Origin of the sequence: Caulobacter sp. 17J80-11, from assembly GCF_014349105.1 — a bacterium.
Taxonomy (GTDB): Bacteria; Pseudomonadota; Alphaproteobacteria; order Caulobacterales; family Caulobacteraceae; genus 17J80-11.
This window is the reverse complement of sequence record NZ_JACSJI010000006.1, coordinates 50793-74595: the sequence shown is the minus strand read 5'-3', so window position 1 is coordinate 74595 and position 23803 is coordinate 50793. Positions and strand designations below refer to the sequence as shown.

At 71.1% G+C, this 23803-nt stretch carries 5 protein-coding genes; 1 reads left to right on the top strand and 4 read right to left on the bottom strand.

Features of this window, described 5'->3' with window-relative positions; all coding sequences use genetic code 11:
- Positions 1 to 10: 10 nt before the first annotated feature.
- Positions 11 to 7084 (bottom strand): pre-peptidase C-terminal domain-containing protein, encoded by a 7074-nt coding sequence (locus H8B08_RS19460; RefSeq protein ID WP_304516282.1) that lies wholly within the window; start codon positions 7082 to 7084, stop codon positions 11 to 13.
- Positions 7085 to 7237: 153 nt separating this feature from the next.
- On the opposite strand from H8B08_RS19460, the gene H8B08_RS08080 reads away from it, so the two are divergent.
- Positions 7238 to 7579, top strand: a complete 342-nt coding sequence (locus H8B08_RS08080) for a hypothetical protein (RefSeq protein WP_187449707.1) — start codon at positions 7238 to 7240, stop codon at positions 7577 to 7579.
- A gap of 24 nt (positions 7580 to 7603) precedes the next feature.
- Here the strand turns inward: H8B08_RS08080 and H8B08_RS08075 are convergent, their stop codons facing one another.
- From H8B08_RS08075 to H8B08_RS08065, 3 genes are all read right to left on the bottom strand, one after another.
- Positions 7604 to 15007, bottom strand: a complete 7404-nt coding sequence (locus tag H8B08_RS08075; protein ID WP_187449706.1) for a hypothetical protein — start codon at positions 15005 to 15007, stop codon at positions 7604 to 7606.
- 115 nt (positions 15008 to 15122) lie between these two features.
- Positions 15123 to 18938 carry a M10 family metallopeptidase gene (locus H8B08_RS08070; protein ID WP_187449705.1) on the bottom strand — a complete coding sequence of 1272 codons (3816 nt, stop codon included), beginning with the start codon at positions 18936 to 18938 and terminating at the stop codon, positions 15123 to 15125.
- Positions 18939 to 19049: 111 nt separating this feature from the next.
- Positions 19050 to 23741 carry a calcium-binding protein gene (locus tag H8B08_RS08065; protein ID WP_187449704.1) on the bottom strand — a complete coding sequence of 1564 codons (4692 nt, stop codon included), beginning with the start codon at positions 23739 to 23741 and terminating at the stop codon, positions 19050 to 19052.
- Positions 23742 to 23803: the final 62 nt, after the last annotated feature.

Here is a 23803-nt window from a genome sequence, read left to right as displayed (position 1 = left end):
CGCCGCCGGCTCAGCCCCAGTGCCAAGCGTCGATCTGGACCAGGTCGGTGGCGGTCACACCGGTCAGGATCACGACGTCGCCGTTGGTGAAGGTGAACACCGTGTCCGCGCCGTTCTGGGCGACTGAGTAGGTGTAGCCCGACCCCTCGTAGGCGGAGAAGTCGAGCGTGTCCTCGGTTCCGCCGGCGACGAAATCGGCGATGCGGTCCTGGTTTGAACCGGCCGCGAACACGAACAGGTCGTTGCCCGTCCCGCCGCTCAGCGTATCCGAACCGCCCTGTCCTTCGATCCGGTCGTCGCCCGCCGCGCCGTAGAGGTTGTCCATGCCGCCCCCGCCGATCAGGACGTCCGCGCCGTCGTTCCCCAGCAGGTCGTTGTTGAGCCAGTCGCCCGTCAGGACGTCCGCGTAATTGGATCCGTAGACGCTTTCGATCCTCGTCAGTGTGTCGACGCCCGCTCCGCCCGTGTTCTGGGGGCCGGTCACCGAGAGGCTCACGGTGACGCCTGCAGAGGCGGTCGCGTAGGTGAGCGTGTCGACGCCCGCCCCCCCGTCGATGAAATCGTCGCCGTTCCCCCCGTCGAACGAGTCGCTGTCGTCGCCGCCGAACAGCTGGTCGTCCCCGTCGCCGCCGACCAGCGCGTCCGAACCCGCTCCGGCGCTCAGGATGTCGTCGCCGTCGCGTCCGAAGAGCGCGTTGCTCGCGGCGCTGCCGGTCAGGACGTCGTTGAACGCCGTGCCGAACAGGGTCTCGATGCTCACTAGGGTGTCGACCCCGGCGCCCCCGGTGTTCTGGGCGCCGGTCAGCGTCAGGTTGACCGTCACGCCACCGGCCGCCCCTTCGTAGCTCAACCAGTCGGACCCATTCCCGCCGTCGAACGTGTCGTCGCCGCCCACGTCTCCGATCTGGTCGTTGCCGTCGCCGCCGAAGATGAGGTCGTTGCCGGCGCCGCCGGTGATCAAGTCGTCCCCACCGAGCGCCTGGATGACGTCGGCATCCGCGCCGCTGGCTAGGGCTTCGCCGGCCGACGTTCCGGTGATCGTGGCGGTGTTGAAGACGAAGTCGGCCGCGGTCAGCGATCCCGGCAGCACCCCCTTGAGCAGGATGCTGTCGGTCGCCGAGAACACGACCAGGGTGTCCGAGCCGATCTGGCGCAGTTCCTGATAGCCGCTGTAGCCGATCACCTGGATGCGGTCCTCCAAGGAGCCGAAGGTGAAGTCGGTGATCGTGTCCTGGCCGTCGCCGGCCGCGAACACGAATGTGTCGTCGCCGACCCCGCCGGTCAGGACGTCGTCGCCAGCCTTGCCCCGCAGCACGTCGGCGCCGGCGAGCCCGTTCAGGACGTTGACGCCGGCGTCGCCGCGGAGGGTGTCTCCATAGGCCGAACCGAGCAGGTTCTCGATCCCGGTCAGGGTGTCGAACCCGGCCCCGCGGGTGTTCTGGGCGGTCCCGACCGACAGGTCGGCCGTCACGCCCGCCGAGGCGGCGAAGTAGTCGGCGGTATCGACGCCGTCGCCGCCCGCCAGCACGTCATTTTGGAGGCCGCTGCCCAGGACGTCGTTCCCGGCTCCGCCGATCAGCAGGTCGTTGCCGCCGCCCCCGCGCAGGTCGTCGTCGCCCGCCCCTCCGTTTATGGTGTTGGCGAGGCTGTTGCCGGTCAGTTGCTGGCCGGTCGCGGACGTGCCGGTCAGCACCTCGACGCCGGCGCCCAGGGCGTAGCTGAACATGCTGGTCAGGACGGTGTCCGTCCCTTCGTTGGTCAGCTCGACCACGTTGTCCGAGAACATGTCGACCACGTAGATGTCGTCGCCCAGCCCGCCGATCAGGGTGTCGCCGCCGGCGCCGCCGTCGAGGCGGTTGGCGCCCGCGTCGCCGGTCAGGGTGTCGGCCCAGGCGCTTCCCACCAGGTTCTCGATCCCGATCAGGGTGTCTTTCCCGGCGCCGCCGGTGTTCTGCACCCCGCTCAGCGACAGGTTCACCGTGACGCCGGCGGTGGCGGCGTCGCGCCCGTAGCTCACCGTGTCGATGCCGACGCCGCCGTCGAGGGTGTCGTTCCCCCGCCCGCCCATGAGGGTGTCGTCCCCGTCCTGGCCGCGCAGGACGTCGTTCCCGGAACCGCCGTCGAGGATATTTCCACCGCCGATCAGGGTGTCGTCGCCCGCGCCGCCTTCGATCACGTCGTTGCCGTCGTGGCCGCGAATGATGTTGGCGCCGGCGTCGCCGCGCAGAGTGTCGTTGCCGTGGCCGCCGATCAGGTTCTCGATCGAGACCAGGGTGTCGAGCCCCGCGCCGGTGGCCTGCGCCCCGCTGACCGACAGGTCCACGGTCACGCCCGCGGCCGCGTCCAGGAAGATCGCAGTGTCGTTCCCGGCCTCGCCGTCCAGCAGATCGTCCCCCGCCCCGCCGACCAGGGCGTCGTCGCCGTCCCGGCCCTGCAGGACGTCGTCGCCGCCGCCGCCGCTCAGCCGGTTCACGCCGGCGTCGCCGCTCAGGCTGTCGGCGAAGTCAGAGCCGAGCAGGCTCTCGATCCCGCGCAGGGTGTCGACGCCGTCGCCGACCGTGTCTTGCGCGCCCGAAATCGCGAGGTCGACGCTCACGCCGGCCACAGCCGCCGCGTATTCGGCCGTGTCCCCCGGCCAGGCGCCCGCGGCGTCGACCGAGGCGCTGCCCGCGCCGCCGTCGATCATGTCGTCGCCGGCGCCGCCCGAAAGCCGGTCGTTGCCGTCGCCGCCCTCCAGCACGTCGTCCCCGCCGCCGCCCGACAGCGCGTCGTCGCCGCCCTGGCCGCGAATGACGTCCATGGCGCTCCCGCCCGCGAGCGTGTCGGCCGCCGCGGTGCCGAGGATCACCGGCGCGAACGCCGCCGCCGAAGCGTTCCGGACGAGAATGCTGTCGGTCGCGGAGAACACCACGAGCACGTCGGCGCCGACCTGTCGGATCTCCGTCCAGGTCGCGTAACCGGTGACGACGAGCTGATCGGTGTCCGGATCGAAGCCTTCGATCACGTCCTGGCCGTCGCCGGCCGCGAAGCGGAAAATGTCGGCCCCCGCGCCGGCGGTCATGGTGTCGGCGCCGAGCCCGCCGACGAAGATGTCGCCGCCGCCGCCGCCGATCAGCACGTCCGCGCCGGCGCCGCCCGTCAGGGTGTTGGCGTTTGCGTCGCCGCGCAGGGTGTCGGCGTAGGCCGAGCCGGTCAGGTTCTCGATCGAGACCAGGGTGTCGGCGCCCGCCCCGCCGGTGGCCTGCGCCCCGGTCAGGCTCAGGTCGACGCTGACCGCGGCGCCCGCGGCGGCGTAGGAGGCCGTGTCCGCCCCAGCCCCGCCGTCCAGCCGGTCGTCCCCGCCCCCGCCCTCCAGCACGTCGTCTCCGGCCCCGCCGACCAGCACGTTCGCCCCGGAGTTGCCCCGCAGGCTGTCGTTGAAGGCGGAGCCGGTCACATTCTCGATCGACACGAAGGTGTCCGTGCCCGCCCCGCCGGTGGCCTGGACGCCGCCGGCGGCGTTCAGGTTCACCGTCACCGCGGCGCCGGCGCTGGCGTAGCTGGCGGTGTCGGTTCCGGTCCCGCCCTCCAGCCGGTCGTCGCCGCCGCCGCCTTCCAGCACGTCGTCGCCCCAGCCGCCGATCAGCACGTTGGCGCCGCTGGTCCCCCGCAGCGAGTCGGCGAAGGCCGAGCCGGTCAGGTTCTCGATCGAGGTCAGGGTGTCGACGCCGGCCCCGCCGGTGTTCTGCGCGCCCGCCTGGCCGAGGTTCACGCTCACCCCGGCGCTCGCGCCGGCGTAGGAGGCGGTGTCGACGTTCAGCCCGCCGTCCAGGGTGTCGTTCCCCGCGCCGCCCTCCAGCACGTCGTCGCCCGAGCCGCCGATCAGCACGTTGGCGCCCGCGTCTCCGCGCAGCACGTCGGCGTAACGCGAGCCGGTCAGGTTCTCGATTGCGGACAGGGTGTCCGAGCCCGCCCCGCCGGTGACCTGGGCGCCGGTCTTGGTGAGGTCGACCGTGACGCCGACGCCGCCGGCGGTGTTGGCGTAGCTGGCGGTGTCGATCCCGGCGCCGCCGTCAATCTTGTCGTGCCCGCCGCCGCCCTCCAGCACGTCGTCGCCCGCCCCGCCGGTCAGCGCGTTGCTGCCGGAGTTGCCGCGCAGGCTGTCGTTGAAGGCCGAACCGATGACGTTCTCGATCGACAGCAGGGTGTCGACGCCCGCGGCGCCTGTTTGCTGGCCGACGCCGAGGCTGTTGAGGCTGAGCGTCACGGCGCCCGTGGCCCCGGCGTAGGAGACCGTGTCCGCGCCGGTGCCGCCGTCGAGGGTGTCGTCGCCGAGGCCGCCGACGAGCACGTCGGCGCCGCCGAGCCCCGACAGGACGTTGGCGCCGTCGTGACCGGTCAGTTGGTCGTCGTAGCGCGAACCGGTCGCATTCTCGAAGTCGTTCAGCACGTCGGTTCCGGCCCCGCCGGTCGCGCCGGTGAGCAGGTTCACGACCACGCCCGAGCCGGCGGTGTTGACGTAACTGACAGTGTCGATCCCGGCCCCGCCGTCCAGCACGTCGGCCCCGCCGCCGCCCTCGATCACGTCGTCGCCCGCGCCGCCGATCAGCCGGTTGGCCCCGGCGTTGCCGCGCAGGTTGTCGTTGAAGGCCGAGCCGGCCAGGTTCTCGATCGAGACCAGGGTGTCGGAGCCGGCGCCGAGCGTGGCCTGGGCGGTGGTCTTGTTGAGGTTGACCGTGACGCCGGCCGCGGCCGAGCCGTAGCTGGCGGTGTCCTTGCCCGCCCCGCCGTCGATAAGGTCCGCCAGGACGCCGCCGTCCAGCACGTCGTCGCCGTCGCCGCCGATCAGCTGGTCCGCCCCGTCCGCGCCGAAGAGCTGGTCCGCGCCCAGCCCGCCCTCGAGACGGTTGGCGCCGGCGTTGCCGGTCATGAGGTTGGCCAGCTCGTTGCCGGTCCCGTTCAGCGCCGCCGTACCGGTCAGCACCAGGTTCTCGAAGTCCGCGCCCAGCGTCCAGGCGAAGCTGGTCCGGATCGTGTCGACGCCGCCGGTGTCGCTGATCACGTCGCCCAGGCTGTCCACCACGTAAGTGTCGTTGCCCAGGCCGCCCTGCAGCACGTCGTCGCCCGCGCCGCCGTCCAGCAGATTGTCGCCGTCGTTGCCGGTGATGGTGTTGGCCAGGGCGTTGCCCGTGCCGTTGATCGACCCGGAGCCGGTCAGGATCAGGTTCTCCAGACCGGCGCCCAGCGTCCAGGCGGCCGCGGCCGAGCGAACCGTGTCGACGCCCCCGGCGTCGGCCGCGATCCGGTCGGAGCCGACGTCGATCACGTAGGTGTCGTCGCCCAGGCCCCCGTCCAGCACGTCGTCGCCGTAGCCGCCGTCGAGCAGGTCGCTTCCGAGGCCTCCGCTCAGCACGTCGTCGCCCAGGCCGCCGTCCAGCGTGTTGGCGCCGTCGTTGCCGGTGATGGTGTTGGCGAGGAAGTTGCCCGTCCCGTTCAGCGCCGAGCCGGTCAGCACCAGGTTCTCGAAGCCGGCGGCCAGCGTCCAGGAGACGGAGGCGCGAACGGTGTCCACGCCTGCGCCGGTCTCGGTGAGGCGGTCGCCGAGACCGTCCACCAGATAAGTGTCGTCGCCCTCGCCGCCGGTCAGGGTGTCGTCGCCGGCGCCGCCGTCCAGCAGGTCCGCGCCCAGGCCGCCAGTCAGGGTGTCGTCGCCGCCGCCGCCGCGCAGGATGTTATCCGCGTCGTTGCCGGTGATGGAGTCGTAGCCGTCGCCGCCGGTGGCGTTCTCGATCACCACGCCCTGGGCGATGGTGAAGCCGCCGTGGGTCCCGAACATGTAGGACACAACGCCGCCGCCGGTGGCGCTGAAGTCGATGGTGGCCGCCCGCAGGTCGATGACCGCGCGGTTCGAGCCCTGGGCGACGATGGTGTCGATCCCGCCGGTGTCCCAGATGCACGAATAGTACGTGCCGGCCTTGTCGCCGGACGGCAGGACGTAGGTGTTGTCGCCGCTGTTGTAGGTGGTGTTGGCGCCGTACTTCTGCTGCAGCAGGGCGATGTCGAGGGCCATCGGGGTGCCCTCGTAGCCGTAGCCGACGATGTACGACGGCAGCGGCGTCGGCGACAGCGCCCAGCCGTCGTTGTAGGTCATGACCGTGAACACGCCCTGGTTCAGGTTGTTCACGCCGTAGGAATCGAACGAGTCCGTGACCCCGGGCATGATCGGCGAGCCGCCGCCGTTGTCATGCGGGTGGGCCATGCCCAGACCGTGGCCGAGCTCATGCAGCAGGGTGACGTAGCCGTACCCGCCCTGCTGCAGGCCGCCGCCGCCGGCCTCGTCCCAGCCCGTTCCCGCGCGATAGAACACGCCCCAGCCGGCATCCGGCTCGCCGGGTGGGTTGAAGTAGCCCAGCGCCTCGTCGGAGGTGGCGGCGATCAGCAGCTTGAGGTCCGCGACCGCCGGGTCGGTGGTGATCACGAAGTCGATCGCGCAGACGTTCTCGTACTGCTGGAGAACGTTCATCACCTGCTGGATTTCATAGGAATTCCAGCCGAGCGAGGTCTCGCCGTCGAACTGCTGCCCGGCCGGGGCGAAGTAGACGTTGATCACCGCGGCGTCGGCGATCTTCGTGCCCCAGTCGATGGTGTCCACCACGTCGATCGGCGCGACGTCGAGGGTGTAGGCGCCGGTGCTCGAGCCGAAGCCGCCCGCGGAGACGTAGAAGGTGCCGCCCCCGACGGCGGTGTAGGACAGCGTCGAGTCGGTTCCGCTGCCGCCGTCGTCGTTGGACGCCAGCAGAACGCCGCTCGAATTGCGCAGCTCCAGATAGGCGTCGAGGCCCGAGGTCCCGTCCAGGGAGAACTGATAGGTCTGGCCGGCGGTGAGGGTGACCGCGTACCAGTCCTTGTCGCCGGACGTGTTGACGAAGCCGGTCGCACTGGCCGGCGCGCCCGCGTTGAACAGTTGCTGGGCGCTCGAGGTCGAGGCTCCGACCCGGTCGAACCCGGCGGGTTCCGCATACGACGGCGCGACGGCGGTGGAGACGACCCGGGCGGTCTCGGCGGGGGCGGATTCGGCCGGAGCGGCCGTATCGCCGGTCGTCAAGGCAAAAGCTCGCTCAACACGGGAAATACGCACGCAATCCTCCCCCAAGTTGCAGGGAGGAAAACATGGGTTTCGCCTAGAGCCAAGCTTCCGTTTGCGCCCGCGCGCCCGTCGCGCCTAGGCTGCGGCCGGTTCGGCGGAAGGACGGCGGCGGTGAGCAGGTCTTTTGTGGTGACGGCGAGCCTGTTCGCCCTGGCCGCCGGCCCGTGCGCAGCGAAGGCCCCGGACGCGCCCGCCAAGGCCGGCGTCCCCGCACAGGAGCACAGCGTGTCAGCTCAACCGGTCGCCGACCTGCCCTTCGCGCGCGGCAAGACCTTCCCGACCCTCGACGCCTACCTCGCCCACCTCGAGGCCCTGGGGGCCTACGACATCCCCTGGTATCGCGAGGTGGAGCCGGGCGTGTACGAACGGGTGAGCGGCCGCCGCCCCCGCGGCCAACCGCCCGCGCGGTTCACCCGCCGCGAACTGGTGGAGAAGTACGGCTTCCGGGAGTGACGCCGGCGGCGGTCGCCGCCGCCCTCACCCCCAGCCCCAGGCCCCGGTCTGCGCCAGGCTGGTCGCCTGCACGTGCGCCAGGGTCAGGGTCGACCCGTCCGAGAAGCTGAACACCGCGTCGTCGCCGACCTGGGTGAGCGTCCAGGTCACGCCCGTGCCGGTGTAGGCGGAGAAGTCCAGCCGGTCCTCCACGCCGCCGGCGACGAAGTCGTCGATCCGGTCCTGGCCGAAGCCCGGCCCGAACACGAACAGGTCGTCGCCGGTCCCGCCGCTCGTCACGTCGTCGCCGGCCCCGCCGATCAGCACGTCGTTCCCGCCCCCGCCGAGCAGCACGTCGGCGCCGGCGCCGCCGTCCAGCACGTTGGTCACGGCGTTGCCGCGCAGGGTGTCGGCGAAGGCCGAGCCGGTGACGTTCTCGATCGAGATCAGGGTGTCGGTCCCCGCGCCGCCGGTGGGCTGCGTGCCGCCGGCGTTGAGGTTGATGGTCACCGCCGCCGCAGAGTGCGCATAGGAGGCGGTGTCGATCCCGCCCCCCCCGTCCAGCCGGTCCTCGCCGCCGCCGCCTTCGAGGATATCGTCGCCGGCACCGCCGATCAGGGTGTTGGCCCCGGTGTTGCCGCGCAGGGAGTCGTTGAAGGCCGAACCGGTGACGTTCTCGATCGAGATCAGGGTGTCGACGCCCGCGCCGCCAGTGTTCTGCGCGCCGGACAGAGTCAGGTTCACCGTCACGCCGCCGCTCGCGCCGGCGTAGGTGGCCGTGTCGAAGTTCAGGCCGCCGTCGAGGGTGTCGTTGCCGGCCCCGCCGTCCAGCAGGTCGTCGCCCGACCCGCCGGTCAGCACGTTGTTCCCGTCGTCGCCGGTCAGCCGGTCGGCGTAGCGCGAACCGGTCAGGTTCTCGATCCCGCTCAGGGTGTCGGAACCCGCCCCGCCGGTGACCTGCGCGTTCGGGTTGGTCAGACGCACCGTCACCGCCGCGGCCGAATTGGCGTAGGAGGCGGTGTCGATCCCCTCCCCGCCGATCAGCCGGTCCGAGCCGCCGCCGCCCTCAAGCACGTCGTTTCCGGCGCCGCCCTCCAGGGTGTTGGCGCCCGAATTGCCGCGCAGGCTGTCGGCGAAGACCGAGCCGACCACGTTGTCGATCGACAGCAGGGTGTCGATCCCCGCCCCGCCGGTGTCCTGGGCCGTGTCCAGGATGTTCAGGTTGACGTTCACGCCGTAGGCCGCGTCCGAATAGACCGCGGTGTCCGCCCCGATGCCGCCGTCCAGCCGGTCGTTCCCGGCCCCGCCCCACAGCACGTCCGCGCCCGAGCCGCCGACCAGCACGTTCGCCCCGGCGTCGCCCGTCAGCCGGTCGTCGTAGCGCGAGCCGGTCAGGTTCTCGAACCCGATCAGCACGTCCATGCCGGCCCCGACGGTGTTCTGCTGGCCGGTGAGCCGCAGGTTGACGTTCACGCCGACTCCGCCGGCGGTGTTGGCGTAGGTCGCGGTGTCCGCGCCCACGCCGCCGTCCAGCCGGTCGGCCCCGCCGCCGCCCTCGATCACGTCGTCGCCGGCGCCGCCGATCAGCACGTTCGCGCCGGAATTGCCGCGCAGGTTGTCGGCGAAGGCCGAGCCGGTCAGGTTCTCGATCGAGATCAGGGTGTCGGAGCCGGACCCGACGGTGACCTGGGCCCCGGTCTTGGTCAGGCTGATTGTGACCCCGGCGGTCGCGTCGGCGTAAGTGGCGGTGTCGACCCCGGCCCCGCCGTCCAGCACGTCCGCCCCGGCCCCGCCGTTCAGCACGTCGTCGCCACCCAGGGCGGTCAACACGTCGTTCCCGCCCCCGCCGGTCAGGACGTTGACGCCGTCCGTACCGGTGAGGGTGTCTGCGTAGGCCGAGCCGATCAGGTTCTCGATCGCGGTCACGGTGTCGGTCCCGGCCCCGCCGGTGACCTGCGCCACGCCCGGCAGGGCGAGGCTCACCGTCACGCCGGACGTGGCGTCCGAATAGCTGGCCGTGTCCACGCCATCGCCGCCGTCGAGCCTGTCATCGCCCGCGCCGCCTGTCAGCAGGTCGTCGCCGCCGAACCCATAGAGCCTGTCAGGCCCCGCGAGGCCCGACAGCCGGTTGGCGGCGTCGTTGCCGGAGAGTAAGTCGTCAGTGTAGGAGCCGATCGCGTTCTCGATGGAGACGAGAACATCGCTGCCCTCTGTATTGCTGGCGGTGTTGTTGCTCCCCAACCAGACGAGCACCTGGGTGCCGGCGTCGGAGTAGTCGACCGTGTCGTCGCCGTCGCCGCCGTCGAGCCGGTCGTTGCCCGTGCCACCATGCAGGAAGTCGTTGCCGGCGCCGCCCGACAGCACGTCCCGGCCCGCGCGCCCGTAGAGAACGTCGTCGCCCTCCAAGCCGGTCAGAGTGTCGTCGCCGGACGCGCCGGTGAGGACGTCCGCCGCCGCCGTTCCGGTGATGTCACGTGGATCGGTTTCGCTGACGAAGCGGAAGGACGCGTTGGTGAGCGACGACGCCGTCACGTTCTTCAGCAGGACGCTCTGGGAATTCGAGAGCACCACCAGGGTGTCGGCGCCGACCTGACGCAGTTCGACATAGCGCAGGAATCCATATTGGCCCGACAGGTCGATCACGTCCACGCCGACCTGGAAGTCGGTGACGACATCGTTCCCGCCGTCCAGCTTGAACATGAAACGGTCGGCGCCGGCGCCGCCGGTCAGCACGTCGTCGCCCAGACCGCCGGCCAGCAGGTCCGCGCCGCCGGAGCCGGTGAGCCGGTCGGCGCCGCGCCCGCCGAACAGGCCCTCGATCCCCACCAGCCGGTCGGTCCCGAGGTCGGCCCCCACGTCCTGGCTCTCGATCGCCAGGCTGATGGTCAGGTTCCCGTCCGCAGCGGTGTAGTCGGCGATGTCGAAGCCGGCGCCGCCGTCGAGCAGGTCGTCCCCCGCGCCGCCGGCGAGCAGGTCGTCCCCCGCCCCGCCGAACAGCTCCTGCGCGCCGGCGCCGGCGCGTACGACGTCATTGCCGTCGCCGGCGTAGATCCCGCCGCCGGACTGCAGGCCCGCGGCCCCGTCGTAGACATCGTTCCCGCCGTACAGGTCGATGCGGCCGACGATCTCACCGGTGTTGAGGATCTGGTCCTGCTCGGCGAGCAGCGAGATGCGGCCGTGGATGACGCCGGCGTTGACGATCGAGATCGGCCCGCCCGGCGTGCTGGACCAGGCGGAGGCCATGAACGCCCACTCGGCCTCGATCAGCCCGTAGTTTTCGAACACCTTCGGCATGTTCGGGGTCGAACGAGCTTCGCCGAACAGCACGCCGACGCTCTCGCCCGCCGATCCGGCGGCCACGCGGATCTCGCCGTAGTTGGCGAAAGACGACCAATGATCGGGCATCTCGATCTCGATACCGACCGCCCGCGTCTCGCCGACCACCTCGATCAGGCCTGTATTCGAGAAGCTCAGATCGTTGATGGAGTACACGCCCGTAGCGTCGTCCCCTACGACGCGGAAGGTACCTAAGTTCTGCAGGACGCCGAATGCGGAGTAGTATCCAGTCGCGAAGCCGGTCGTCAGAATCTCGAACAATCCTGCGTTCTTGATCTGCATTCCACCGGAGTACGAGGCGACGCCGGTCGCGTGCGGCCCCTCGACGTGGAAGACGGCGCCGGTGCGGTTGTCGAAAACGCCGCCCCCTGCGTCGAGGATGCCGCCCGTGCCGATCAGCTCGGTCTCGACGGTGACGATCCCTTCGTTGACGAGATCCGCGCCGCCCATGGCCGTGAAGCCGCGGATCGAACCGGTGATCCGAACGGTCTCGCCCGACGCCACCCACAGGTCGTCCGCGTAGTCGACCGTCGGCTCGCCCCCGCCGGCCGGCCGGGGCGCCGAGGGCGTCTGAGCCGGCGCTTGCGGATTGAAGCTGAAGTCCGCGGCTGTCAGCGACGACGCCTGCACGTTCTTCAGCAGGACCGAGTCGAAGGGCGACAGCACCACCAGGGTGTCAGCCCCGACCTGGCGCAGTTCGCGGTAGCCCGAGTAGCCGTAGACGACCAGCCGGTCCTCGCCGCCGCCGGCGGTGAAGTCGGCGACCACGTCGCGGCCGTCGCCCGCCACGAACACGAAGGCGTCGTCGCCGGCCCCGCCGGTCAGCACGTCCTCCCCGCGGCCGCCCGCCAGCTGGTCGGCGCCGGCGCGGCCGTCGAGGACGTCGTTCCCCTCGCCGCCGTCCAGCCGCTCGGCGCCGGACGCCCCTGCGAGGGTGTCGTCGTAGCGCCCGCCGATCACGTGCTCGAAGCCGGTCACGGCGTCGGTCCCCGTGGACGACGCGGTCCCAGCCGCCAGATCCACCGTGACGGTCGTGATCGCGGTCTCGAAGGACAGCGTGTCGTAGCCGGCCCCGCCGTCGAGCTGGTCGGAGCCCAGACCGCCGTCGATCAGGTCGTCGCCGGCGCCGCCCGAGATGACGTCCGCGCCGCTCTCGCCGAAGAAGACCTCGGTCCCGTCGCCGCCGGTCAGCCGGTCGGCCCCAAAGCCGCCGTGGACGCCGCCGGTCTGGGTCCCGCCGGTCCCGTCGTAGACGTCGGCGCCGGCGCCGAGCTCGATGCGGCCGACGATCTCGCCGGTGTTGATCACCCGGTCGTCGCCGAGATCGAGATCGACGATCCCGCGGATCACGCCGTCGTTCTGCACGACCTCCGACGTGACCAATTTCGAGGTGATGAAGGGGTTCCACACGCGGATCGCGTAGTCGCCCTCAATCAGGCCGTTGTTTACATAGGTGGCGGTGGCGTCCGAACTCTGCGCGATGATCTGAACCGCGATGCTCTCGCGGGAGAGGGCGGCGCTGTCCTGGGCCCGGATCGTTCCGGAATTGTAGAAGGGCCCCTGGTTGACCGCGACGGCCACCGCGTCCAGGCCGAACGCCTCGATCACGCCCGAGTTGGTGAAGTCGAACGCCTGCACGGCGTAGACGGCGCCGGTCGCCCAGGCCCGCACGGTCCCGGAGTTCTCGAACGTATGGGCCAGGACCCCGGTCACGCGATCGGCGCCGTCGACAGCGATCAGGCCGGCGTTGACCACCTGGCCCACGCTGACGCCCCACGTGTCGAGAGCGTTGGGCGCCGAAACCCGCACCTCGCCGCCGGCGAGGTTTCGGAGTTCCATGTTGCTTCCGTACACGCCGCGGGCCCGATAGCCGGACTCCGCGGCGACGATGACCCGTCCCGCGTTGGTGATGACGCCGGACGCGTTGTCCGCCGTCAGACCCAGGTCGTCGCGCGTGTAGAGCGCCGCGCCCTGGGCGTGGGTGTAGGAGCCGGTGACCACCAGCGTGTGCCCGGCCGCGCCGGGCGGGACGATCGCCGGCGGACGCGGTAGCGCCGCGGCCGGATGAAAGACCAGGTTGGCGGTGGTCAGCTGCGAAGCCTGGACGTTGTAGAGGTGGATGGACTCGGTGGGGCTCAGGGTGACGACCGTGTCGAGGCCGACCTGGCGGATCTCCACCACGCCGGAGTAGTCGTAGACGTCCAGCCGGTCCTGGGTCGGATCGAAGTCCAACACCGCGTCCTGGCCGTCGCCGCGCACGAAGACGAAGCTGTCGTGCCCCGCGCCGCCCGACAGCCGGTCGTAAGACCCGCCACCGACGAGCACGTCGTCGCCGCTTCCGCCGAACAGCCGGTCGGAGCCCTCGCCGCCCAGGAGCAGATCGTCGCCGCGATCGCCCCGAAGCTCGTCCACGCTCGAACCGCCGAAGATCTGATCGGCCCCCGCACCGCCGGTCAGCGGCACGCCTTCGTAGTCGGCGTCGGCCCACTCTTCCGCGACAATGACCTCGTCGAACCGCGTCCCGTCCGGGCCGTAGCCGCCGAGATTCTCGGCCCACAGTTCGTCGGGCGCGACGCCTTCGAACACGACGAGCGTGGTCCAGGCGCCGCCGATCATGGCCTGGACCAGCGTCGATCCCTCGGACGCGGTCAGGCGCAGGAGCCCGGCGCTGAACGGGTTGGTTTCATGGTCCCAGCCGGTCAGGGCCGCGTCGAGATAGGGCAGCAGGTCCACGCGATCGCCGCCCGGGCCGCCCTGGAAGTCGGTGATGACGATCGTCGGACGCTCGGCCTGCTGCGCCGCGAGGGTCACGACGTCCCGCCCTTCCCCGAGCGTCAGGGTCGCGCCGTGGCTCGCGTCGGCTGCGCCCGCTCCCGTGACCAGAAACACGTCGTCGCCATCGCCGCCACGCGCGGTGATGGCCTGCTGCCCCGGGTTATTAAACGACAGTCGGAAGAGATCGTCCCCCTCTCCCCCGTCGAGTAGTATGTGGCCCGTGCCGTCCGGATAGAAACCGGCAGAGAGCTCGTCGTCCCCGGCCTCGCCATAAGCGACGTCGGCCGGCCCCGCCGAGACCGTGTCGTCGCCGTCGCCGCCGAACATCACATCCGTGCCCGATCCCCCCGTCAGGATGTCGTCGCCGTCGCCGCCCTGGATTTGGTCGTCGCCGCCGCCGCCATTGACGATGTCGTCGCCCCCGGCTCCCTGGATCAGGTCGCCGCCGAAGCTGCCCTCGAGATATTCTCCCGCGTCCGTACCGACGATCGTCCGGCCGGCCGGGTCGGAACCGTCCGGCGGAAAGCCCTCGAAGTTGAAGGCGGTCAAAGCCGAGGCCTGGACGCCTTGAAGACGCAAGACGTCGGCCCAGGAATCGCCCCCGCCGTTCGCGTCGATCTGCACGATCGTGTCGGCGCCGGCCTGCACCAGCCGGAGATGGCCGGTCGCGAAGGGATTGCTCTGATCCCATCGCGTGAGGCGGGACTGCAGGAAATCGATCATCTCGACGACGTCGCCCTGGTCGCCCGGCTGGAAATCCGTCACCTGGACGGTTCCCTTGAAGTCGAAGACGCGGATCACGTCGGTCCCCGCCCCCAGGGTGACCGTGACCGAAACGGCGTCCGCCACGGTGATCAGGTCGTCGCCGTCGCCGCCGTAGATCACCGCGTCGACGTTTGCGCCCACGATGAATTTGTCGGCTCCGCCCTCGCCGACGAGGGTCGCATTGACGTGCTGCGCTTGAATGTTGGCCGCGGGGTAGGCGTAGGCGCCGCTCGCGGTGAGCAGGTCATCGCCCTCGCCACCGTCGAGGTAGGCCGTGCTCTCGCTGGTCAGCCGATAGTCATCACGGCCGACCTGAACGGTGTCGTTCCCGGCACCCCCGAACAGTTGGTCGTCGCCTTGGCCCCAGTCGCCCACGACGTCGTCGCCGTCTTGACCATAAACGACGTCGGAACCGGTTCCGCCCTCCAGGACGTCGTCTCCAGCGCCGCCCATCAGTTGGTCGTCGCCGGCCTCTCCGGTGACCCGGTCCGCGCCGCCGCCCGCGTCGATGACGTCAGCGCCGCTCGTGCCCTGCAGCGTGTCGCCGTTCGGCGTCCCCACAATCGAAGCCATCGTCCGCCTACAGATGCAATCTGGAGGCGAACATAGCCACACGGCAGAGCTTGTAAAATGCTAGTTTCAGCGGTCTGGCGTCCGGCGACCGTCATGGCCGCCGAACGCCGCCAGCCTAGCCCCAACCCCACGTCCCGGTCTGCGTCAGGCTGGTCGCCTGCACGTGGGCGAGGACCAGGCTGGAGCCGTCCGAGAAGCTGAACACCGCGTCGTCGCCGACCTGGGTCAGCGTCCAGGTCACGCCCGTCCCTGCGAAGGCGGAGAAGTCCAGCCGGTCCTCGGCCCCGCCCGCGACGAAGTCGTCGATCCGGTCCTGGCCGAATCCCGTCCCGAACACGAAAAGGTCGTCGCCCGCGCCGCCGGTCATCACGTCGTTCCCGGCCCCGCCGATCAGGGTGTCGTTCCCGCCGCCGCCGAGCAGCACGTCGTGCCCCGCCCCGCCGTCCAGCACGTTGGCGACGGCATTGCCGCGGATCGTGTCGGCGAAGGCCGAGCCGGTGACGTTCTCGATCGACACCAGAGTGTCCGTTCCCGCCCCGCCCGTGGCCTGCGTCCCGCCGGCGTTCAGGTTGATGGTCACCGCCGCCGCCGAATGCGCGTAGGACGCCGTGTCGACGCCGGTCCCGCCGTCGAGGCGGTCCTCGCCGCCGCCGCCTTCCAGCACGTCGTCGCCGGCGCCGCCGACCAGAGTATTGGCCCCGGTATTGCCCCGCAGGCTGTCGTTGAAGGTCGAGCCGATCAGGTTCTCGATCGAGATCAGGGTGTCGACGCCCGCGCCGCCAGTGTTCTGGGCGACGGACAGGGTCAGATTGACCGTCACCCCGGCGGTCGCGCCGGCGTAGGTCGCGGTGTCGACGTTCAGGCCGCCGTCCAGCACGTCCCGCCCGGCCCCGCCGTCCAGCATGTCATCGCCGGAACCGCCGCTCAGCACGTTGTTCCCGGCGTCGCCGGTGAGCCGGTCGGCGTAGCGCGAACCGGTCAGGTTTTCGATGCCGACCAGGGTGTCCGACCCGGCCCCGCCGGTGACCTGGGCCTCGGTCGTGGTCAGGCGCACGGTCACCGCCGCGGTCGAACTGGCGTACGAGGCGGTGTCGATCCCAGCCCCGCCGTACAGCTTGTCGTGGCCGCCGCCGCCGTCCAGCACGTCGTCGCCGGCGCCCCCGTTCAGCACGTTGCTGGCGGCGCTGCCGCGCAGGCTGTCGTTGAAGGCCGAGCCGGTGACGTTCTCGATCGAGCGCAGGGTGTCGATCCCGGCCCCGCCGGTGTCGACCGCCTGGCCCATGTCGTTGAGGTTGACCGTCACCCCCGCCTCGGCGGTGGAATAGTCGGCGGTGTCGATCCCGGTCCCGCCGTCCAGGCGGTCGTCGCCGGCGCGGCCGTCCAGCACGTCCGCGCCCGCCCCGCCGGTCAGGACGTTGGCGCCGGCGTCGCCGCTCAGCCGGTCCTGATAGGCCGATCCGGTCAGGTTCTCGATCCCCGACAGGATGTCGGCACCCGCCCCGACGGTGTTCTGGAAGTCCGTGCGGGCGAGGTCCGCGCTGACGCCCGCCCCGGCCCCGGCGTAGGACGCGGTGTCGAGCCCGGCGCCGCCGTTCAGACGGTCGTCGCCGTCGCCGCCCTCCAGCACGTCGTCGCCGCCGCCGCCGGCGAGCGCGTTCGCCCCGCCGTCGCCGCGCAGCACGTCGGCGAAGGCCGATCCGGTGAGGTTTTCGATCGAGACCAGGGTGTCGGTCCCGGCGCCGCCCGTGGCCTGGGCCGCCGTCCTGGCCAGGCTCACCGTGACACCGGTGCTCGCCGCCGCGTAGGCGGCCGTGTCGCTCCCCGCCCCTCCGTCGAGGACGTCCGAGCCGGCCCCGCCTTCCAGCACGTCGGCCCCGTCCCCGCCGTTCAGACGGTCGTCGCCGGCGCCGCCCCACAACTTGTTGTCGAGACGGTCGCCGGTCAGGACGTCGGCGAAGCCGGTGCCGATCAGGCCTTCGATATTGATCAGCCGGTCTGCGCCGGCCGCCCCCGCGACCTGCTGGGACAAGGAGAGATCCAGCGTCAAGGCGACGTCCGTGCCGGAATAGTCGGCGACGTCGTCGCCCGAGCCGCCGTCCAGCCAGTCGTCGCCGGCGCCGCCGATCAGCACGTCGTCGCCCAGGCGGCCGTCGAGGTGGTCGGCGCCCGCGCCGCCGGCGAGCCGATCGTCGCCGCCCCCGCCGTTCAGCACGTCGTCGCCGGCGCCGCCGGTGAAGTTGTCCGCCCCGTCCGAGCCGGTGAGCCCTTCGATCCCCTCCAGCCGGACGGAGAAGCCCGGGGCGAGGGTCTGCATTCCCGTCAGGCCGAGGTCGATCGTCGCGGCGGTGGCGACTTCGAGCACGTCGACGCCGTCGCCGCCGATCAGGACGTCGGCGCCCGCACTGAGGATGAAGAGGTCGTTGCCCGCCCCGCCCTCGAGCGTGTCGTCGCCCTCGCCGCCGTCCAGGGTGTCGCGCCCGGCCCCGCCAAGCAGCCGGTCCGCGCCGGCGCCGCCCTTAAGGACGTCCTCGCCGTCGCCGCCGTCCAGCACGTCGTCGCCCGCCCGGCCCTCGAGCGTGTCCCCGCCCTCCCGGCCGATCAGGGTGTTGGCGGCGCTGTTGCCGATGAGCAGGTCGACGCCGTGGCCGCCGGTGGCGTTCTCGATCACCACGCCGGCCGCGATGGTGAAGCCGCCCGGCACGTGGGCCGTCCAGGACAGCGCGCCGCCGCCGGTGGCCGAATAGTCCAGCGTGGCGGCGGTGAGGTCGATGCGGGTCACGGTCGACCCGTCGTAGACGATAGTGTCCGTGCCGCCGGTGTCCCAGATGCAGGTGTAACCGGCCCCGGGCGCGGCCCCGGCGGCCATCACATAGGTGTCCTCCCCCGCGTGGAAGGTCGGGTTGGCGCCGTACTTTTCCTGCAGCAGCGCGATGTCCAGGGCCATCGGGCCGAGCTGGTAGCCGGCGTTGCCGACGTACCCGTCGTTGTACGACATGGTCGTGTAGACGCCCTGGTTCAGGTCGAACCGGCCGAGCGAATCGAACGGCTCCGTCACCCCCTGCATGACCGTCGACGAGCCGCCGTTGTCGTGCGGGTGGGCCAGGCCCAGCGCGTGACCAAACTCGTGAAGCAGGGTGACGTAGGCGTAACCGCCCGGCTCCAGCCCGTCGCTTGCGCCCGTCCAATCCCAGCCGTAACCGTCGCGGTAGAACACCCCTACCCCGCCGTAGAACGTGCCCGGCGGGTTGAAGTGGGCGAGTTCGCCCTCCAGCGCCTCGGTCGCCACGACGAGCTTGAAGTCGGCGATGTTCACGTCGTCGGTGATCCGGAAATCGACCGCGCAGACATTCTCGTACTGGGTGAGGGCCAGCATGACCTGCTGGATCTCGTAGGCGCTCCAGCCGATCGAGGCGACGCCGTCGTAGCTCTCGCCGTACCCGGCGAAATAGACGTAGATCACCGCGGCGTCCTCGACCCGGGTTCCCCAGTCGATGGAGTCCAGCGGGTCGGGCGTGCCCGTCTGGGCGCTCAGCGAATAGCCTCCGGTCGTCGTCGACCAGCCCCCGGCCGAGAGGTAGTAGGTCCCGCTCTGCGTCGGCGTGAAATACAGCAGGGCGTCCTTGCCGGCGCCGCTGTCGTCGTCGAAGCCGACCTCGGCCCCGAACGCGTTGGTGAGGCTCAGGTAGGCGTCCAGGCCGTCGCTGCCCGCCATCGAGAAAGCGTAGGTCGTCCCCGCGGTCAGCATGACCTGAAACCAGTCGGTGTCGCCCGACGTGTTCACATAGCCCGACACCGTGTCGGCGAGAGCCAGGGTCTGGTTCGTGCCGCTGCCGCCCGCGACGCTGTCGCCGCCGGGTCCCGGCGTCTCGCCGACCGTCCGCGCCAAGGTCGACGGCGTTTCCACCGCCGACGGTTTGCCGATGAAGTCCATGTGCTCGCCCCCAATTTGCGAGTGCGGGTCCCCTGGCCTGTCGCCCAGGCCGGGGGTCCCGCCCGCCAGTTCACTGCCCCGTCCCGTCCCGCCCCGGACCGGCGCTCCGCCTCAGCCCCAACCCCACTCGCCCGTCGACGTCAGGCTCGCGGCCTGCACGTGCGCCAGGGTCAGGGTGGAGCCGTCCGAGAAGCTGAACACCGCGTCCTCGCCCACCTGCGTCAGGGTCCAGGTCACGCCCGTGCCGGTGTAGGCGGAGAAGTCCAGCCGGTCCTCCACGCCGCCGGCGACGAAGTCGTCGATGCGGTCCTGGCCGAAGCCCGGCCCGAACACGAACAGGTCGTCGCCGGTCCCGCCGCTCGTCACGTCGTCGCCGGCCCCGCCGATCAGCACGTCGTTTCCGCCACCGCCGAGCAGCACGTCGGCGCCCGCGCCGCCGTCCAGCACGTTGGCCACCGCGTTGCCGCGGATCGTGTCGGCGAAGGCCGAGCCGGTGACGTTCTCGATCGAGATCAGGGTGTCGGTCCCCGCGCCGCCGGTGGCCTGGGTGCCGCCGGCGTTCAGGTTGATGGTCACCGCAGCGGCCGAGTGCGCGTAGGAGGCGGTGTCGATCCCGGTCCCCCCGTCGAGCCGATCCTCGCCGCCGCCGCCCTCCAGCACGTCGTCGCCGGCGCCGCCGATCAGGGTGTTGGCCCCGGTGTTGCCGCGCAGGCTGTCGTTGAAGGCCGAGCCGGTGAGGTTCTCGATCGAGACCAGGGTGTCGGTCCCCGCGCCGCCGGTGTTCTGCGCGCCGGACAGGGTGAGGTTCACCGTCACGCCGGCGGTCGCACCGGCGTAGGTCACCGTGTCGACGTTCAGCCCGCCGTCCAGGGTGTCGTTGCCGGCCCCGCCGTCCAGCAGGTCGTCGCCGGAACCGCCGCTCAGCACGTTGTTCCCGCCGTCGCCGGTCAGCCGGTCGGCGTAGCGCGAGCCGGTCAGGTTCTCGATCCCGACAAGGGTGTCCGACCCCGCTCCGCCGGTGACCTGGGCCGACGTCGTGGTCAGCCTCACCGTCACCGCCGCCGCTGAATTGGCGTAGGAGGCCGTATCGGTCCCTGTCCCGCCGTAGAGCTTGTCGTGGCCGCCGCCGCCGTCCAGCACGTCGTTGCCCGCCCCGCCTTCCAGCACGTTGCTGGCGGCGTTGCCGCGCAGGTTGTCGTTGAAGGCCGAGCCGATCACGTTCTCGATCGACAGCAGGGTGTCGACGCCGGCGCCGCCAGTGTTCTGGGCCAGGCCGAGATCGTTGAGATTGACGACGACCCCCACCACGGCCGCGGCGTAGTCGGCGGTGTCCGCGCCGGTGCCGCCGTCCAGCCGATCGTTCCCAGCCCCGCCTTCCAGCACGTCCGCGCCGCCGCCGCCTTCCAGGACGTTGGCCGCGTCGTCCCCGATCAGCCGGTCGTCGTAACGGGAACCGGTCAGGTTCTCGAATCCGATCAGCACGTCCAGCCCGGCCCCGACGGTGTTCTGCTGGCCGGTGAGCCGCAGGTCCACCGTCACGCCGACGCCGCCGGCGGTGTTGATGTAGGTGGCGGTGTCGATCCCGTCGCCGCCCTCCAGCCGGTCGGCGCCGCCGCCGCCCTCGATCACGTCGTCACCAGCGCCGCCGAGCAGGACGTTCGCGCTCGAATTGCCGCGCAGGTTGTCGGCGAAAGCCGAGCCGGTCACGTTCTCGATGCCGATCAGGGTGTCGGAGCCGGCCCCGCCGGTGGCCTGGGCCCCGGTGGCGACCAGGTTGACGCGGACGCCCGACGCGGCGTTTCCGTAGAAGGCCGTGTCCAGCCCGGCGCCGCCCTCCAGGCGATCGGTTCCGGCGCCGCCCTCCAGCAGGTCGTCGCCGTCGCCGCCCCTCAGCGTGTCGTCCCCGCCGCCGCCGAAGAAGCTGTCGTTGTTTCCGGTTCCGGTGAGCATATCCGCTCCGGCCGAACCGGTGACCGATACCGAAGCGCCGGCCGCGACCTTGGTCGAGAAGTCCACCGTGCCGGCGCTAGCCAGCACCAGGCCGGTCACCGGACGGTCGTCACCCCACAGGCTGGCCACGCGCGTGACTGCGTTGAACTGCGCCGCGGTGGCGGTGAATTCGCCGAACAGTTGCTCGATCCCGGTCAGGGTCACGCCGCTGATGTCCGCCCGGTCGAAGGTGCGGATCGTGTCGACCCCGTCGCCGCCGTTCATTTCGCCGGTCAGGACGCCGTCGACCTGGAAGATGTCGTCGCCGCCCGCGCCGTTCAGCACATCCCGGCCGGCGCTCGACCGCAGGACGTCGTTGCTGTTGGTGCCGGTGATCACGTCGTCGCCGCTCGAGCCCTTGGCTTCGACCGGCCCGACCACGTTGCGCGAGAAGTCGACGATCCCGGCGCTCGCCAGGGTGAGGACCGGAATCAGCGGCTGGCCCGGGAACTGGGCCGCGGTGATCTGGCTGAAGCCGGCGAACTGCGCAGCCGTGGCGGTGACCATCCGGGCCGACAGCACCTCCACGCCGGTGATGCTCATGCCGCTCAGGTCCACCCGGTCGGCCAGCAGGGTGTCGACCCCGGCCCCGCCGTCCAGCGAGCCGGTCCGCGGCTCGGTCGTATCGCCGATGGTCAGGCCCAGGAACTTGATCAGGTCGTCGCCCGCCCCGGCGTCGATCGTGCCCCCGGTGGAGCTGATGGTGTCGGCGCCGGCCCCGCCGGAAATCAGGCCGCGGCCGGTGATGACGTCATTCCCGTCGCCGCCGTCCAGGGTGTCGGTCCCGCCGCCGCCGGAGATGACGTTGGCCCCGGCGTCGCCGGTCAGGACGTCGTCGAAGCTCGAACCGGTCAGGTTCTCCACGCCCGTCAGGGTGTCGACACCGGCGCCGCCAGTGTTCTGCGCCCCCGTCACGGACAGGTTCACGCTTACGCCCGCGGTCGCCGAGGCGTAGTTCGCGGTGTCGATCCCGAGCCCGCCCGACAGTAGGTCGTCGCCCTCGCCGCCGTCCATGACGTCGTCACCCGCGCCGCCGGACAGGCTGTCGTCGCCGGCGCGGCCGTAAAGGGCGTCCTTGCCGGCCCCGCCCTCGATCACGTTGCCCACGGTCGAGCCGACGAGTGTGTCGTCGAACGCCGTGCCCACCACGTTCTCGACCGACACCAGCGTGTCCCACTGGGTCCAGCCGGAGCCAGAGCCGCCGTCGAGGGTGACCACGATGAAGGAACTCTCGGCCGCGTAGCTGACCGTGTCCGTCCCCGCGCCGCCGTGGATAAAGTCGTTGCCGGGACCGCCGATCAGCAGGTCGTCGCCCGCGTCGCCCATCAGCAGGTCGTCGCCTGCGCCGCCGTCGAGGGTGTTGTTCCCGCTGTTGCCCAGCAGCTGGTTGTTCAGGGCGTTGCCGACGCCGCTGAGCGCGCCGGTTCCGGTCAGTTGGAGGACCTCGACGTTCTCGTTGAGGATCCAGGACAGGCTGGCGACGACAGCGTCGGCGCCCTCGCCGGGCGCCTCGATGATCACGTCGAGGAGGCTGTCGACATAGTAGGTGTCGTCCCCCGCCCCGCCGGACATGGTGTCGGCGCCGGCGCCGCCGTCGAGTATGTCGCCACCCGAGCCGCCGTAGAGCGTGTCGCCGCCGTCGCCGCCCTCAAGCGTCACGCCGATCGGGGCGTTGACGTAAAGCGTGTCCTGGCCGGCGCCGCCCCTCAAGACCACGCTGCCCTCGGTCGCCTCGGTCGTGAGGTTCACGAACTGCAGCTGATCCGAACCGTCGCCGCCGTCGAGCAGCACGTCGCCGATCGCGGCGCCGCTTGAGCGGTCGACGCGCAGCATGTCGTCCCCGGCCCCGCCGAACAGCTGGTCGTTCCCGCCCATGATGTCGTACAGGCCGTCGTTCCCGCCGTCCCCGTACAGCTTGTCGTCGCCGTACTGGCCGTTCAGGTAATCGTCGCCGTCGCCGCCTTGGAGCACGTCGTCGCTGGCCGAACCGAATACCTGGTCAGCCGCCGCCGTGCCGGTCCAGGTCAGACCCTCGCTCACGCCGCCGGGCGCGAAGCCGCCGAGCGCATGGGCGTCGAAATCCGCGACCGAGACGCCGATGAACTGGACGAGCGAGGTGAAGCCGTCGCCGCCGCCGTCGTAGTCGACCTGCAGGACCACGTCGGCGCCGAGTTGAACCAGGCGCAGATAGCCGGCGTCGAACAGGTTGGTGCGGCCGTCCCAGTGGTGGGCGTAGTTGAAGAAGAACGTGTTGCTGAGCTCCAGGCGATCCGCTGACGCTCCGCTGGTGCTGAAGTCCTCGACCACCATGAAGCCGCTGCCGAGGGTCAGGACGTCGTGACCGTCGCCGAGCGTCACCGAATAGGACGCGGTTCCGGTATTGCCGCTCACGACGTCGTCGCCTGCCCCGGCGTCGATCGTCACGCTCCCCGAGCTGGGCCCGGAAATGCGGTCGTTTCCGGCCCCGCCGTCGAGCGTGAACACGCCGCCGTGGCTGTCGTTCAGCAGGATGCGGTCGTCGCCGTCGTCGCCAAACCACTGGACCGAGCGTTCCGGCCCGGGCTCCGGGGTTCCATAGTCGCTGATCAGGTCATTCCCGGCGCCCCCGTGGACGACGTCGTCGCCCGCGCTTCCGGGCAGGATCACGTCGTCGCCGTCGCCGCCGTCCAGGGTGTCGGACCCGCTTGCGCCCTCCAGCCGGTCGTCGCCGCCCAGGCCGTTGAGGACGTCGTTTCCGCCCCCGCCGACGATCAGGTCCGCGCCGTTCGTGCCGTCAAGCGTCTCGCCGTTCGGCGTGCCGGTGATGTCAGCCATATCCATACTCCCGTTTCACCCGGGCCCGGGCCGCAGCCGCGACCGGTCCTTGAATTTCGTCA

Excerpts from the sequence above, each read along its gene's own strand:
- H8B08_RS08075 (WP_187449706.1), bottom strand. The coding sequence starts at position 15,007 with ATGGCTTCGATTGTGGGGACGCCGAACGGCGACACGCTGCAGGGCACG.
- H8B08_RS08070 (WP_187449705.1), bottom strand. The coding sequence starts at position 18,938 with ATGGACTTCATCGGCAAACCGTCGGCGGTGGAAACGCCGTCGACCTTG.
- H8B08_RS08065 (WP_187449704.1), bottom strand. The coding sequence starts at position 23,741 with ATGGCTGACATCACCGGCACGCCGAACGGCGAGACGCTTGACGGCACG.